This is a genomic window from Mycobacterium sp. NGS29 (assembly GCF_059812965.1).
On record NZ_JCALDR010000011.1, the window covers coordinates 23,563 to 37,146 of the forward strand.

The 13,584-nt window shown below is 65.5% G+C and carries 17 protein-coding genes; 9 read left to right on the plus strand and 8 right to left on the minus strand.

The annotated features are described in order from the left end of the window. Positions 1 to 9 precede the first annotated feature (9 nt). Both AC5Y5Z_RS15925 and AC5Y5Z_RS15930 read left to right on the plus strand, forming a co-directional pair. The gene (locus AC5Y5Z_RS15925) at positions 10 to 897 is read left to right on the plus strand and encodes a universal stress protein (protein ID WP_463824354.1); all 888 of its coding nucleotides are present in this window, start codon (positions 10 to 12) and stop codon (positions 895 to 897) included. Positions 898 to 938: 41 nt separating this feature from the next. Beyond that, positions 939 to 1,127: a hypothetical protein gene (locus tag AC5Y5Z_RS15930; RefSeq protein WP_463824353.1), complete on the plus strand. Its 189-nt coding sequence runs from the start codon at positions 939 to 941 to the stop codon at positions 1,125 to 1,127. A gap of 12 nt (positions 1,128 to 1,139) precedes the next feature. On the opposite strand, the gene AC5Y5Z_RS15935 is transcribed toward AC5Y5Z_RS15930, so the two are convergent. Together AC5Y5Z_RS15935 and AC5Y5Z_RS15940 are read right to left on the minus strand one after the other, a co-directional pair. Further along, on the minus strand, positions 1,140 to 1,817 hold the full coding sequence (locus tag AC5Y5Z_RS15935; RefSeq protein ID WP_499926205.1) for a PAS and ANTAR domain-containing protein: 678 nt from the start codon (positions 1,815 to 1,817) through the stop codon (positions 1,140 to 1,142). A gap of 115 nt (positions 1,818 to 1,932) precedes the next feature. Beyond that, positions 1,933 to 2,379, minus strand: a complete 447-nt coding sequence (locus tag AC5Y5Z_RS15940; protein WP_499926407.1) for an Hsp20/alpha crystallin family protein — start codon at positions 2,377 to 2,379, stop codon at positions 1,933 to 1,935. Positions 2,380 to 2,518: 139 nt separating this feature from the next. Between AC5Y5Z_RS15940 and AC5Y5Z_RS15945 the strand changes: the two genes are divergently transcribed. Continuing rightward, on the plus strand, positions 2,519 to 2,842 hold the full coding sequence (locus AC5Y5Z_RS15945) for a MerR family transcriptional regulator (protein ID WP_463824351.1): 324 nt from the start codon (positions 2,519 to 2,521) through the stop codon (positions 2,840 to 2,842). Between the two features lie 5 nt (positions 2,843 to 2,847). Here AC5Y5Z_RS15945 and AC5Y5Z_RS15950 read toward each other — a convergent pair whose 3' ends face one another. Beyond that, positions 2,848 to 4,308: an aminotransferase class I/II-fold pyridoxal phosphate-dependent enzyme gene (locus tag AC5Y5Z_RS15950; protein WP_499926208.1), complete on the minus strand. Its 1,461-nt coding sequence runs from the start codon at positions 4,306 to 4,308 to the stop codon at positions 2,848 to 2,850. A 74-nt stretch (positions 4,309 to 4,382) separates the two neighbouring features. Between AC5Y5Z_RS15950 and AC5Y5Z_RS15955 the strand changes: the two genes are divergently transcribed. The 5 genes from AC5Y5Z_RS15955 (at position 4,383) to AC5Y5Z_RS15975 (ending at position 7,228) form a co-directional block, all read left to right on the plus strand. Then, positions 4,383 to 5,009: a flavodoxin family protein gene (locus tag AC5Y5Z_RS15955; protein WP_499926210.1), complete on the plus strand. Its 627-nt coding sequence runs from the start codon at positions 4,383 to 4,385 to the stop codon at positions 5,007 to 5,009. A gap of 40 nt (positions 5,010 to 5,049) precedes the next feature. After that, entirely contained in the window at positions 5,050 to 5,589 is a 540-nt protein-coding gene (locus AC5Y5Z_RS15960; RefSeq protein ID WP_463824348.1) for a DUF1360 domain-containing protein, read from the plus strand. Between the two features lie 25 nt (positions 5,590 to 5,614). Continuing rightward, positions 5,615 to 6,031, plus strand: coding sequence for a ChaB family protein (locus tag AC5Y5Z_RS15965; protein ID WP_499926212.1), 417 nt, complete (start codon positions 5,615 to 5,617; stop codon positions 6,029 to 6,031). A gap of 124 nt (positions 6,032 to 6,155) precedes the next feature. Continuing rightward, on the plus strand, positions 6,156 to 6,527 hold the full coding sequence (locus AC5Y5Z_RS15970) for a hypothetical protein (protein ID WP_499926214.1): 372 nt from the start codon (positions 6,156 to 6,158) through the stop codon (positions 6,525 to 6,527). Between the two features lie 5 nt (positions 6,528 to 6,532). Beyond that, the gene (locus tag AC5Y5Z_RS15975) at positions 6,533 to 7,228 is read left to right on the plus strand and encodes an HAD family hydrolase (RefSeq protein WP_463824345.1); all 696 of its coding nucleotides are present in this window, start codon (positions 6,533 to 6,535) and stop codon (positions 7,226 to 7,228) included. 68 nt (positions 7,229 to 7,296) lie between these two features. Here AC5Y5Z_RS15975 and mbp1 read toward each other — a convergent pair whose 3' ends face one another. Both mbp1 and AC5Y5Z_RS15985 read right to left on the minus strand, forming a co-directional pair. Further along, entirely contained in the window at positions 7,297 to 7,530 is a 234-nt protein-coding gene (mbp1, locus tag AC5Y5Z_RS15980) for a microaggregate-binding protein 1 (RefSeq protein WP_463824344.1), read from the minus strand. A 292-nt stretch (positions 7,531 to 7,822) separates the two neighbouring features. After that, positions 7,823 to 9,625 (minus strand): thiamine pyrophosphate-requiring protein, encoded by a 1,803-nt coding sequence (locus AC5Y5Z_RS15985; protein WP_499926217.1) that lies wholly within the window; start codon positions 9,623 to 9,625, stop codon positions 7,823 to 7,825. A 130-nt stretch (positions 9,626 to 9,755) separates the two neighbouring features. Here AC5Y5Z_RS15985 and AC5Y5Z_RS15990 point away from each other — a divergent pair, with 130 nt between their 5' ends. After that, on the plus strand, positions 9,756 to 9,929 hold the full coding sequence (locus tag AC5Y5Z_RS15990; protein WP_463824342.1) for a DUF3349 domain-containing protein: 174 nt from the start codon (positions 9,756 to 9,758) through the stop codon (positions 9,927 to 9,929). A 34-nt stretch (positions 9,930 to 9,963) separates the two neighbouring features. Here the strand turns inward: AC5Y5Z_RS15990 and AC5Y5Z_RS15995 are convergent, their stop codons facing one another. The 3 genes from AC5Y5Z_RS15995 to AC5Y5Z_RS16005 all read right to left on the minus strand — a co-directional run bounded on the left by AC5Y5Z_RS15995 (position 9,964) and on the right by AC5Y5Z_RS16005 (position 13,542). Further along, positions 9,964 to 11,301: an acyltransferase family protein gene (locus AC5Y5Z_RS15995; protein WP_499926219.1), complete on the minus strand. Its 1,338-nt coding sequence runs from the start codon at positions 11,299 to 11,301 to the stop codon at positions 9,964 to 9,966. An 83-nt stretch (positions 11,302 to 11,384) separates the two neighbouring features. Beyond that, the gene (locus tag AC5Y5Z_RS16000; RefSeq protein WP_499926221.1) at positions 11,385 to 12,158 is read right to left on the minus strand and encodes an acyl-[acyl-carrier-protein] thioesterase; all 774 of its coding nucleotides are present in this window, start codon (positions 12,156 to 12,158) and stop codon (positions 11,385 to 11,387) included. Continuing rightward, positions 12,151 to 13,542 (minus strand): NAD(P)-binding protein, encoded by a 1,392-nt coding sequence (locus AC5Y5Z_RS16005; RefSeq protein ID WP_499926223.1) that lies wholly within the window; start codon positions 13,540 to 13,542, stop codon positions 12,151 to 12,153. The genes AC5Y5Z_RS16000 and AC5Y5Z_RS16005 overlap by 8 nt, the downstream gene beginning before the upstream one ends. Positions 13,543 to 13,584 lie beyond the last annotated feature (42 nt).

The following is a 13,584-nucleotide window of genomic DNA, read 5'->3' on the forward strand; positions in this document are numbered from 1 at the left end:
GGCCGCGAGATGACGGCAGCCGGGAACATCAAGGCCGACGGGGTCGTGGTCGGCGCCGACGGTTCGCCTGCATCGAACGCGGCTGTCGTATGGGCGGCCCGCGATGCGGCCCTCAAGAACATCCCGTTGACCGTCGTGCACGTGGTCAACACCGACGTGTCGACCTGGCCGCCGATGCCCTACCCGGATACCTGGACGGTCTGGCAGGAAGACGGCGGACGCAAGATCGTCGCCGAGGCGGTCCAGCTCGCCGAGAAATCCGTCCCACCGGACCGCAAGCTGACCGTCAACAGCGAACTGATCTTTGCCACCCCGGTGGCCACGATGATCGAAATCTCAACACACGCAAATCTTTTGGTGGTGGGATCGTCTGGTCGGGGAGCCGTGGCCCGGTTGTTGCTCGGTTCGGTCAGTTCCAGCGTGGTGCGGCACGCCAAGTGCCCGGTCGCTGTCATCCACGACGAAGATCCGCTGATGCCCAATCCGCTCGGTGCGCCGGTGCTGCTGGGTATCGACGGGTCGCCGGCATCGGAAGCGGCGACCGCGCTGGCTTTCGACCAGGCCTCGCGCCGGGGCGTCGAACTCATCGCGCTGCACGCCTGGAGCGACCGGGAAGTGATCGAGCTGCCGGGACTGGACTGGTCGCAGGTCAAGGTTGAAGCCGAGCTCAGTCTGGCCGAACGGCTGGCCGGTTGGCGGGAGCGGTATCCAGACGTCACCGTTTCCCCGGTCGTGGTGTCCGATCGTCCGGCCCACCAACTCGTCGCGCGATCGGAATCGGCTCAACTCGTCGTCGTGGGCAGTCACGGGCGAGGTGCCATCGCCGGGGCGTTGCTGGGTTCGGTGAGCAACGCGGTGGTGCACTCAGCGCGGATGCCGGTGATCGTCGCCCGGTGATCACCCGGGTTGAAACCCGGCCTCGTGGGAACCCCTGTGGCATGGCTGAATTCAGAGTTATGGACCCGCACGGTGAAGTCGTCGCGACCAAGGAGATCGAAAGCGCCGAAGATGCCCACGCCTGGTTCGTCGACCAGGTCGCCGACAACTCCGAGCTGGGCTGGCGTCTGGAGGTCAACGCAGACGGAGAATGGTCGTTCTTCGACGACACCGAGGGCGCATCGAACTGAAGGGCTGAAACCTCAGGTAGTGGTGCGGCCGACCCGCCGGTGTGCGGTCAGCAGCAGCTGGTCGAAGTCATTCTTCGGGGCAACTGCGGGCGTTACGGTGCGGAAGTCCCTGACGATCTGTTCGGCCAGCGCCCGCAGCTTGATGTTGGATTCCTGGGACAGCCACTTAAGTAGATCGAACGCCGCATCGTCGTCGATGCCGTAGATCAGCATCAACATGCCTTTGGCTTGTTCGATGGCGGCGCGGTTCTCGGCGATCTCCGCCAACTTCGCGGTGACCAGTGCTTCTTGCGCCCGGCCGGCGATGGGGGAGACGTCGACATAGAAGCCATGGGTGCCGATAACCTCTCCGTGATCGTCGAGGAGCTGGTCGCTCACCACGACGACGTGGTGCACCTGTCCGGTGGCGTCGATGATGCGGTGACGCGTGCGCCACGCTCTGCCGGTTTTCACCGTGTCCGCGATGGCTGCGGCGACCTTGTCGCGGTCGTCGGGATGTTTGTGCGACAGCACCAGTTCGGTGGTGGGGCTGATGCTGCCCGGTTGGTAACCGTGCATCAGCTGCAGTTGGTCTGACCATTCCCAGCGCTGGTCGGCGATGAAGAACCGAAACGAACCCTGCCGCTGGGACGCCCCCTCGGACGCGGCCTGTCCCGGTGGTGTCGTCGGACCCTCGAGATCCCTGGACATCGCGGACGCCGCCTTCCCTAGATTCAGTTGCACAGCTGCACCGGCCGGTGCCGCCTGACGCGGTGCGGGCGCGGCCGTAGCGCCGGCCACGGCCGCGGCCCGAACCAGTGCGTAATCAGGCGTTTATCACCTCCCGGCTGTTCTCCTCGGCGATCGACTTGTGGCCATTGCGGAGACCGACGGAAATCTTGCGCGGTTTTGCCCGCTCGGCGACCGGAATGCGCAGCCGCAGCACACCTCCGTCGTAGGAGGCCTCGATCTTTTCGGTGTCGAGGTTGTCACCAAGGACCAGTTGGCGGCTGAAAACTCCGCGCGGCCGCTCGGTGGCGAGCATTTCGCGGCCGGGGTCGAGGCTGGGACGTTCCGCACGCACGGTCACCACGTTGCGTTCGATGTCGATGTCGAGCGAGTCGGCGCTGACGCCGGGAAGGTCGAACTCGACGACGAACTCCTCACCCTCGCGCCAGGCGTCCATCGGCATCACTGCTGGTCGCGCCGCTGTTCCTAGCACCTGCTGGGCGAATCGGTCCAGTTCACGGAACGGGTCAGTACGCATCAGCATGGCGGTCACTCCTTACTCCTGTCTGCTCTGAGCGACTTCACTATCTATGCCAACTGGCATAGATTTTTTATAACACTCTCGATAGTTGTTCGCAAGTATGGTAAACAGGTTTTCTGTGGCGCATGTGAGGGGATTGTGAATGGCCGATCGTGTCGACGTACCGGCACCCGATCACGGTGTATACGGGATATCGGTCGCCGCGGAACTGTCCGGTATCGCCGTGCAGTCGCTGCGCCTCTACGAGCGGTATGGGCTGGTCACGCCGGCCCGCAGTGAGGGCGGAACCCGTCGGTACAGCGGCGCGGACCTGGCCCGACTCAAGCGGATCAGTGCGCTGGTCGAGGCCGGTGTCAATCTGGCCGGTATTGCGCGGATCCTGAGTCTGGAGGACCACAACGCCGAATTGACTGCCGCCAATACGGACTTGCGGTCGGCCAACCGCACGTTGGGCGGCACCGAGTAGAGCGCTCAGGCGACCACACGGAACTCCTTGGCGCTTGAATCGGTGGCATCAGGCAGGTTCATGCCGGCCGCGGCGCCCGAACGCAGGTAGTCGACAACGGCTTCGTTGAGACGTTCGCCGGGCACGACCGCCGGAATGCCCGGCGGGTAAGGGGTGATCTGCTCGGCGGCGATCCGCCCGGCCGCTCTGGCCGCCGGTACCATCTCGGCCGGGCCGAAGAATGCGTCGCGCGGCAGGTGGACCGACTCCAGCTGCAGCTCGTCCGGTGCGGGCAGCCGAATCTGTGGCGGTTCGTCGAAATCAGCTGCGGCGCTGCGCCATTGGGTCATCGCCTGCACAAGTCGCGCAACGGTCCGGTGGTCGTCGGCAAAAGACATGGTGGCCAGAATCCGACGGTGATCGCTCATTCCGACGTCGAGGTGGCAGTTTTCCCGCAGCCAGTCGGCGGCCTGATATCCCGATGTCCGAGTTGCGGACACGTCCATCAGCACCTGGGTGGTGTCCAGGTCGTGGGACGCCTCCTTGCCCAGCAACTCGTCCTGGAGCACAGCGAGGTCGGCAATTTCCGACAGCCTGGTCCGCAACACCCGGGCCAGTTCGAGCTCCGCGCTCAACAACTCATGGCCGTGCTCCACCATCTGGCGGCGCCAGCCGTCCAGGGCGGCGTAGACCATCACATTCGGGCTGGTGGTCATCAGCAGGTCGGCGCAGGCCGACAGATGTTTGGCGTCCACCAGGTCGCCCTGCACATGAAAGACCGACCCCTGTTCGAATCCCGCTCCCATCTTGTGCACGCTGACCACACAGACGTCGGCACCGGCGTCCATCGCCCAGGTCGGCAGGTCCTCGTGAAACGGCAGATGAGCCCCCCACGCCTCGTCAACGATCAGCGGCTTGCCGCGGCTGTGGCAGACCTCGGCGATACCGGCGATGTCGGCACAGGTGCCGTACGGACTGGGGCTGACGATCAGCGCGCCGGCGGCATCAGGATGCCGGTCCCAGGCTTCCCGCACCTGATCCGGCGACGGCGGATGGGACAAGTGGTGGTCGCTGTCCCACCGCGGCGCGATCCACTGCGGCCGGACACCGGAGAAGATCAGGCCCGCAACGATCGACTTGTGACTGTCCCGGGCCACCAGCAAGCCACCGTCGGCACCCCCGGCCACCGCCAGCATCGCCGCCTTCACCGACAGTGAACTGCCGCACGTCGAGAAGAACGCCGAGTCGGCACCCACCGCATCGGCCATCAATTCTTCTGCGCGGCTGAGGTATTTCCCGCGGCTCAGCCGATCGTCGAGGCCGCCGCTGGCCAGGACGTCGTTGCGGAACGGGTCTTTGCCCATGATCGCCAACACCCGGTCGTCGGCGCCGGCGCCCTGCCGGTGGCCCGGCGGGGTGAAGCCGTAGCGGTGGTAGCGGTGGTAATCATCCAGCGCTTCGAGCAACGGCGCCTGCGACTGATCCATCCCGGCCGGTTACCCGGTGGCGACGACGGCAACTCATCGCGTTTTGCCACCCGACTAGCGGGTATCTGCCCAGGGTGACTGACTCCTTGCCGCCGCTGCGCGCCCTGGGTCTGGTATGCAGCCTCAAACCCAGTCCGGCGGCCTCGAGCAGCGAACTCATCGCCGAACATGTCAGCAGGGAATTGGGCGGTGCCGGGGTCGAATGTGAGCTCATTCGTTGTGTCGACCACAACATCGCACCCGGTGTCGAAAGCGACATGGGCGACGGTGACGAGTGGCCGGACATCCGCAAAAAAATTCTGGCCGCCGACATCCTGCTCATCAGCACACCGGTCTGGCTGGGGCATCCGTCAAGCATCACGCAACGCGTGCTGGAGCGGCTCGACGCCGAACTGTCCAATACTGACGACGACGGGACGCCGGCGATGGTCGGCAAAGTGGCGCTGGTCAGCGTGGTCGGCAACGAGGACGGGGCCCACAAGGTCATCGCCGATGTGTTCCAGGGGCTCAACGACATTGGCTTCAGCTTGCCGGCGCAGGCCAGCACCTATTGGAACGGTCGCGCCATGGAAACCGTCGATTACAACGATCTCGACGAGGTGCCCGAAGCGGTGGCGTCGGCCACCGCAGCAGCGGCGCGCAATGCAGTTCATCTGGCGCGGATCCTGAAGCAGCACAACTATCCGTCGTACGGTTCATGACTGGAATGGGTGACGCGGCGGAAGCGTCAAAGGGAGCGAAATGGCTGAGATAACCGAGGCAGGCGTTGCCGTCGTCGACAAGGTGCGCCAGGAAGCCGATGCCTATCGTGGCGCCGAATCCCGGCCGATGGCCGGATACGTCGCATCGATGGCGCTGTACTGCCTGGTGGTGAGCGTGGCGACGGTGGCGGCCAGGGTGACCGGCCGGGGGTTGCCGAAGCGTTGGCATCCGCAAGACCTGGTGCTGGTGACGATCGGTACCCACAAGCTGTCCAGGACAATCGCCAAAGACGCGGTGACGAGCCCGCTCCGGGCGCCGTTCACCCGCTACCAGGGCGCCGCAGGCCCGGCTGAGGTGAAAGAAGAAGCGCGGCACGACAGCACTTTTCGGCACACGATGGGCGAATTGCTGACCTGCCCGTTCTGCCTCGACATGTGGGTCGCCACCGGCTTCGCGTTCGGTCTGGTGTTTGCGCCCAGGTTCACCCGTTTGATGGCCGGCACGTTCACCGCGCTGGCGGGAGCCGATTTTCTGCAGCTTGGCTACGCTGCCGCCCAGCAGCGTGCTGAGAGTTCTTGAGCCGGAACAGATTTGGAGCGCTGAGATGCCGAAGACCACCAAGGGCGGCGCGCCGAAGAAAGACGAACTGCCCGCGACGTTGCGCCGGTCGAGCGCGAAGGCGCAGCGCACCTTCGCCAAGGCCCACGACGCTGCCGCCGAACAGTACGACAGCGCTGAGCGAGCCCACCGGGTCGCCTACGCCGCGGTCAAGCACAGTTACGAAAAGGTCGGCGACCATTGGGAAGCCAAAGATCAACGCGGTCCGTCCGACGACCGCGCCGAGCGCGGGGGGCTCGACAACCCGCTGCCCTCAGACGAGGGTGTGGACGCCAACGCCAGCAAGAAGCACCTGCTCGATATCGCCCGTCGTCTCGACGTGCCCGGCCGGTCCCGGATGACGAAAGCCGAACTGGTGGAAGCGATCAAGAAGGCGAATCGCCGCGCCACTTCGCGCCGGTGAGGCTGCCGGACGATGGCGGCGCCGGCTGCGTCGGGCGGCCGAGCTGGCGTGCCGGGTCTGAGCGCGCAGGTTTCGGTCCAACCAGCCTGGGTAGTCGAAAAATGTGACCCACCAAGGAGCGCCCATGAGTCTGCAACAACGCGAGGCGACCCACCACGTCGCTGACCCGCCCGTTTCTCCGTCGGACAGCAACCGTTCGCGTCGCGGGTTGGTGAACTGGGTGCTGGCGTTGCTGACCGTGCCCGCGGCGGCTCTGATCATGATCTTCGCCGTCGGTGCGGCAATGAGCGTGGCCGCCTGCAGCGCGGCGCACTGCCCGAATCTGGGACCCAGCGGACTGCTGTACGGCGTGCTGTTCTACGGCGCGCCGGTGGTGGCCGCGCTGACGGTCGTCGTCTCCTTCTTCACCGCATTCCGCCGGCGTGGCCACCTGGTTCCGCTGGCCGGACTCGCGTTGCTACTCATCGACTTCGCCGCCATCGCGATCATCTTCTGATCACCTTGTCCAGCAACGAGAATCAGGCAAATCCCGCCGTCCTGTTCGATATCGACGGCACCCTGGTGGACTCCAACTACCTGCATGTACAAGCCTGGCAGCGGGCTTTCGCCGAACTCGGCGTCGATGCCGAGATGTGGCGCGTGCACCGGTCCATCGGGATGGACGGCACGACTCTGGTGAAGTCGTTCTCCGAGGGCGAGTCAGATGATGTGCAGTCGAAATTGAAGGATCTCCACTCTCAGTACTACAAAGAGTCTGCATCACTGCTGCAGCCACTACCGGGGGCCCGCGAACTGCTACAACGGGTGGCTGACCTGGGCTTGCAAGTGGTTCTGGCGACGTCAGCGCCGCCGGACGAGCTGTCGCTACTCCGCGAGGTGCTCGACTGCGACGACGTGGTCGCCGCAGTCACCTCCGCAGATGATGTCGACACCGCCAAACCCAAACCCGACATTGTCAACGTGGCACTCGACAAGGCCGGCGTTACCGCCGAGCGCGCTGTCTTCGTCGGAGACGCCGTCTGGGATGCCGAGGCGTGCGTACGCGCCGAAGTGCCGATCATCGGCGTACTCAGCGGGGGTGTGTCCCGAGGCGAGCTTGAAAATGCCGGTGCGATAGCAGTTTTCGAGAATGCTGCCGAGCTGCTGGAACATCTCGACGACACTCCGATAGGACGGCTCGGCACACGCCGGTCCTAGCGGTCCCGGGAATGATCATACGAGAATGGGCCCAGTCGTGGACTGGGCCCATTCTCCGTGAGAGAAAACTACTGGTTGGCCTTCTGGCGCTGCTCTGCAGCCTCGGCACCACCGCGGGCGGCTTCGGCCTCGGCCTCTTTCTTTGCGGCGTCGCGCTGGGCGTCGGCTTTGTCCTGCTGAGCCTGGCCTTCACGCTTGACGTCGTCGCGGCCGGTGACGGCGCCGATGACTTCCTTCGCCTTGCCCTTTACGCCCTCGACGACACCCTCGACGGCCTCTTGGGGTCCACTCTTCTCGGCCATGTATTCCTCCTGTTGCTCACTTGCGTGCATGGCGACTTCGCGCTGATCGTCGATTGCGCTCGGTCAACAGGTTCCGGACCGCGTGCTCTCCCGCACTTGTCTGTCCGATTTCTTCCCCTGCATCAAGGGGTGTTTCCGCGTGCCGGAGGTATCAAACCTGTGGCCTGTGTCACCCACGCGTGCAACGAGTCGCAGGACCGCAGGTCCACGCGCTCCGTGCGGGCCTGACCAGGCGGTGTCGGCCAGGCGCGCGTCTGCGCGAATTACTCTCTGCCTGAGCGGAATATACGCGTCACTGTTTCCGAGTGCTCCGGTGTGGCAGGAACTCCTGTGCTTTGATCTTGATGCCTTCTCTGATGATGCCGATGGCGTCCTCGTCGCCGCGCAACACCGCGCCGGCGGCGCTCTTCATCTGCTCGAAGGTCGCGTGCGGCGGCACCGGCGGGATGTCCGGGTCGCAGTGCACGTCCAGTACGGTAGGGCGGTCGGAGTGCAGCGCCCTATCCCAAGCGGCGGAAATCTGCTCCGGATCGGTCAGGGTGGCATGGCCCAACCCCAGACTCGCGGCGAAGCCGGCATAGTCGACGTCGGGAAGTGTCTGGGATTCCGGGAACTTCGGCGCGCCGCCCATGGCGCGCATCTCCCAGGTCACCTGGTTCAGGTCGTTGTTGTGCAGCACCGCGATCACCAGTCGCGGGTCCTGCCACTGGTGCCAGTAGTGCGCGATCGTGATCAGTTCGCCCATCCCGTTCATCTGCATGGCGCCGTCGCCGGCGAACGCGATCACCGGCCGGTCCGGCTGACAGAATTTTGCACCGATGGCGTAGGGGACCGCCGGGCCCATGGTGGCTAGTGTGCCGGACAACGATCCACGCATCGTGCCGCGCAACTTCAGTTGGCGCGCATACCAATTCGCTGCGGAGCCGGAGTCCGCGGTGACGATCGCATCGTCGGGCAGCAGCGGGGACAGCTCGGCGAACAGCCGCATCGGGTTGATCGGATCGGCGGCGACATCGGCTTCCATCGCCATGGTTTCCCACCACCGCGCCACATTGCGCTCTATCGTGTCGCGCCAGGTCCGGTCGGATTTGCGTCGCAGCAGCGGCAACAGCGCGCGGACCGTGGCGGCGGCGTCACCGACCAGGTTCACCTCGTTGGGATAGCGCATTCCGATCAACGTCGGATCGATGTCGATCTGCACGCCACGTGCTTTGCCGTACTCCGGCAGGAACTGCGAGTAGGGGAAGCTCGACCCGATGGTGATCAAGGTGTCGCAGTCCCGCATCATCTCATAGCTCGGGCGGGTGCCCAGCAGGCCGATCGCCCCAGTCACCCAAGGCAATTCGTCGGAAAGTACGTCCTTGCCCAGCAGCGCCTTGGCAACCCCGGCGCCCAGCACATCTGCGAGCTCGGTGACCTCTGCCACCGCATCGCGTGCACCGCAACCGATCAACATCGCCACCCGCTCGCCCGCGTTCAACACGTCGGCAGCTTGCCGCAGGCCCTCGTGCGACGGTTCGACCACGGGTTGCTCGAATCCCAGACTGGACGGCACCATCTTGAACTCGTGGGTCGGCGCCGAATACTCGAGCTCCTGCACGTCGGCGGGAATGATCAGCGCGGTCGGCGTCCGGCGGGTCAGGGCGGTACGGATAGCGCGGTCCAGCACGTTGGGCAATTGCTCGGGCACCGTGACCATCTGCACGTAATCACTGGCAACGTCCTTGAAGAGGCTCATCAAGTCAACCTCTTGCTGATAAGAACCCCCGATCGCCGAGCGGTTGGTCTGACCGACGATGGCCAGCACCGGCACCCGGTCGAGCTTCGCGTCGTAGAGGCCGTTGAGCAGGTGGATCGCGCCGGGCCCGGAGGTGGCCGCGCACACCCCCAGCCCACCACCGAATTTCGCGTACCCGACCGCCTCGAACGCGGCCATCTCCTCATGTCGGGCCTGGATGAAAGCCGGATCGTTCTTGGCGCGCCCCCAGGCCGCGAGCAGACCGTTGATGCCGTCACCGGGGTAGCCGAAGACCTTGGTGACACCCCATTCCCGCAGACGCTGCAGCAGATAATCGCCTACTTCCGTGGCAGCCATCGACGGCCCTCCCTCGTTCGCATTGTGGTCGCGGTTACCCACTTGGCGACGTTGTAGACGCGCCCGGGTTGTTTCGACCCACGGATTGGCGGGAAATCACTGGCCTCTCCGGGCCACGAAAGTGAAGAACATGGTTGTAATCGACGCCGTCGCGAAGTTCGTGAATTTCTTGCGGGCCGGCTACCCCACAGGAGTGCCGGCAACCGACACGTTCCCGGTATTGGCGGTACTGCCGCACCGACCGGCCTATCCGGAGTTGGCGCGACTCGGCTCAGCAGATCGCACCACCGCGGCCACCGCATAGGGACGCCACCCCGCGCCGGTCGGCGATCGAGCTGTCAGCGGTCGCCGGCAGACTCGTTCTGCAGACCTGAATCCTGAGGCACGGCCGCGCGACTCGCCGTCGCCGGACACAACGCGACCAGGGTCAACCCGCAGGCGAATACGAGCACGGTCAGCCCGGGGAGATGGCCGTCGGGTGCAAAGCCCAAGGCGGCCAGGAACGCCAGGGCGTACGCCGCGGCCGCGGTGCCGGTGAACATCGTCGCTTCGGTCCACCGTGGCGCGACCGGCAGCCCGAAGCTGGGCAACGGCGCGGCGAAAACCTGCCGGCCCCACCACAACACGAGCAGCTCTAGGGCGGTGACCAGGCCGAGCACGGCCCACCATTCCAGCCGCGCCAACCACCACCCGGCGGTTCCTTCAGGCGGCTGGGGCAACAACCCCGCCGGGTAGGCGATGACCGCCACGATCACCACGGGCAGCATGTGCCACAGGTACAGGGCCATCACGTTGGTGTTGGCCACCGCCAGGGCGCGGTGTACGAACCGTCCCCCCAGCACGCGGTTCAGCGCCGGCGCCACCGCCACCGCGATCCCGGCCTGCATGCACCCGAACGCCAGCATCGCCATCGATGGGGGTGTGGTGTTCTGGATGGCCTGACCCGGAACGCCGATCATGCTCACCGGGTACGGGCCGGGCCAGATCAGCAACATCAGCGCCACCGCCGACCCGACGGCCAGCAGTATCGCGCGGCGGCCGCTCAATGACCCGGCACGCCAAGCTATTCCGAGCTGGTACAGCGCGGCCCAGCACAGCAGGTAATTCAGCCAGCCCAGCCAGCACACCTGCCCGGCGAGCGAGATCACGTCGACGAGCACCACCGCTACGCCCAGGATGGCCGGGGCCCACAGGCCGCAACGTCGCTGGGCGGCAATCGCAATCGGCGTCAGCGACACCACCACCACGTAGACCGCGAGGAACCACAGGTGCATGGCCACCGCCCAGCCGGCGTACTCCAGCACCGCCCCGGCGACACCGGTGTAATCCAGGATCGCCACCGCGGTGGACACCAGCGCGACGTACACGGCGGTCGGTCCGAGGACGCGCGCCAGCCGACGCCGCAGCCACACCTGACGCGACATGCTGTCCCCGTCGTAACGGTGTTTCCAGGACACCGCGCCGGCGTAACCGGCCACCAGGAAGAACACCGGGACCGCCTGGAAGATCCAGGTCAGCCATTGCGTCCAGGGCAGGTCGAGAAGTGGATTCTGCCGACCGAACTGGCCGTCGTGGTAGGTGATCGCCGCGGCGAGCCAGTGTCCCAGCACGATGAGGACCACACCGGACACGCGGTAGTAGTCCACTGCCAGATCGCGCGCTTTGTCGTCGTGCATTAGCGCGAGAGTACGCGTCCGGGGTTGCCGCAACGGCACGCAGCCAACGATCGCGCGGCACAGCTGAAGTGCTTCGGCGGCGACTAGATTCTGCGCACCAGAGCCGCTGCGCGCACGTCGTCACCCACGGTGAAATGCATGCGCACGGTGTCGCCGCTGGGCTGCCAGCGGATGATCAAGTTCTCGCCGTACTTGATGGGGCGGCGGTATTCGAGCACCGCGCGGTAAGGTCGCTGCTCCAGTTCGGGTACGCGGCCGAGTATTTCGTGTACGCCGTGCCAGTAGACCGTGTTGTTGACGTGCTCGAAGAGGTCGATGTCGGTGCGGCGCAACGGAAACGTGACTTCCCGCGCATCCTCGATCGGTGCGATGAGCCACGGCCGCCACTTGAGTCGGTGCTCATCTGTGGTGCTGCCGAACCGCTGAACGGCGCCGTCGCTGAGCCGCGAGGGGGTCAGAGTGTCCTTGTTCATGCAGATCCAGAAGCCCGTGGTCTCGATGCGACCGCGCTCGGCGCCCAACAGCTGCACCCGCATGTCGCACCATCTGCTGGAGAGTCCCGCACACCACCGGCGGAAGGTGATGTCGCTGGGTATCTCGAGGGGCTCGAACACGTCGATCACCGTGCGCAGCACGATCCAGTGCGGGTGGACTTCGGCCAGCTGCGCATCGGCGAGATGCTCGGCACCGACCTCCTGGATGTAGCGCGCGACGCCGTCCAGACGCAGCCTGCGGTGCTCGTCGATGTCGGATGTGCCCAGCCGCCAGCCGGTGCGATACACGTATCCCTGGTCGGGCACCTCGACCAGCGGTGCGTCCAGCTCGGCATTGTCGGGCACGGCTGCTCCGCTAGGCATCGCTGAGCAGCTTCTCCAACTGCTCAGCGGCCGTGTTGAGTTTCGACTGGAACATCGACACCACCCGATCGCGTACCCGTGGCTTGTGCGACAACGGCGGCAGCAGCTCGGCGAGCAGATTCAGTCGCGCGGCACTCAGCCAATCGGTCAGGTCCGGATCGTCGAGCCAGCGGGCGAAATTACGCAGATCGGAACGGGTCAGACGCAGCCAGTCCACATCGCGGTCCGGATGCGGAATCGGTTCGCACAGCTCGTTTTTCACCGCATCCTCGGCGTAGGCGACCTCGACATGGGCGGTGAACGCGGCACTGAACACCTGCTGGCACCCGCGCACCGCCTGCAGCGTCAGCTGACTGCCGTCGAAAACCGCGGTGGCGGGCCGCTCGGGCGCACCGTCGGCCGTGCAGTCGATGTAGAGCGTTGACGGTGTCGAGGTGACGGAACCCTGGTCCAGCACGATTTCGGTCGGCTCGATGCGTTGGACGTGCCCCAGCCTGACCACGTCCTCGATCCGGCGGAGTTGCTCAAACTCCGGCTGCGACACCGTCGCGCAGCGGTACATCCGCGGGCGTACCGCAGCGTCGAGTCGCAGCAGGGTACCGGCCGCCTCCAGCCTGTCGAACAGATCCTCGATCGATGTCGCGGCCTCGATCGCTTCCAGTTGTGCGCCGTAGTTGTCCCGGAACTGCTTGATGAACGACGGTCCCGGTTGCAGCGTGGCCCGGTCCATCAGCCAGGAGTCGCGGGGCTTGATCCAGGTCAGCCGCTCGGCGCCGATACCGTGCCGCAGCAGCCACAAACAGACGTCCATGCCGGTCTTGCCGGCGCCGACGATCACGTACCGGTCCCGGGCGCCGAACCGGGGCAACTCGTTGGGCGGCACACAGTCGATGCCCGGAGCCACGGCGTAGGGCGCCGGGCGCATGGATGGCACCACCGCGCGCAGGTAGGTGGCATCCACGACACGCCGCGTCACGTTGACGCTGTACTCAACACCCGCCAGGGTGCGGAAACGGTTGTCGCCCAGATATTCGCTCATCGGGAAGTACTCGACCCGCCCGGTAGGCAGGAACTGCTGTTGCATCACGGCATCGAAATACGCGCAGACTTCGCCAACGGGGGCAAGCTCATTAAGTCCCTGATTCCACCCGACACCGTCGATGGTGTTGTTGCCCAACGTCCTTGAATTCACCCCGTAGTAGGCCGACGGCTGGTGCAGGCGCACGAAGGGATACGCGGTAGTCCAGTGCCCGCCCGGCTGGTGTGCTTTGTCGACGATGACCACGCGGGCCTGCGACTCGGTGATCAGCGTGTCGGTGAACGCCATTCCCATAGCTCCGGCACCGATCACCAGGTAGTCGGTGTCCAGAGTCTGGACAGTCACTGGGTGCCTTCTTCTCTCATCGGTTCTCCTGTTGCCGCACGG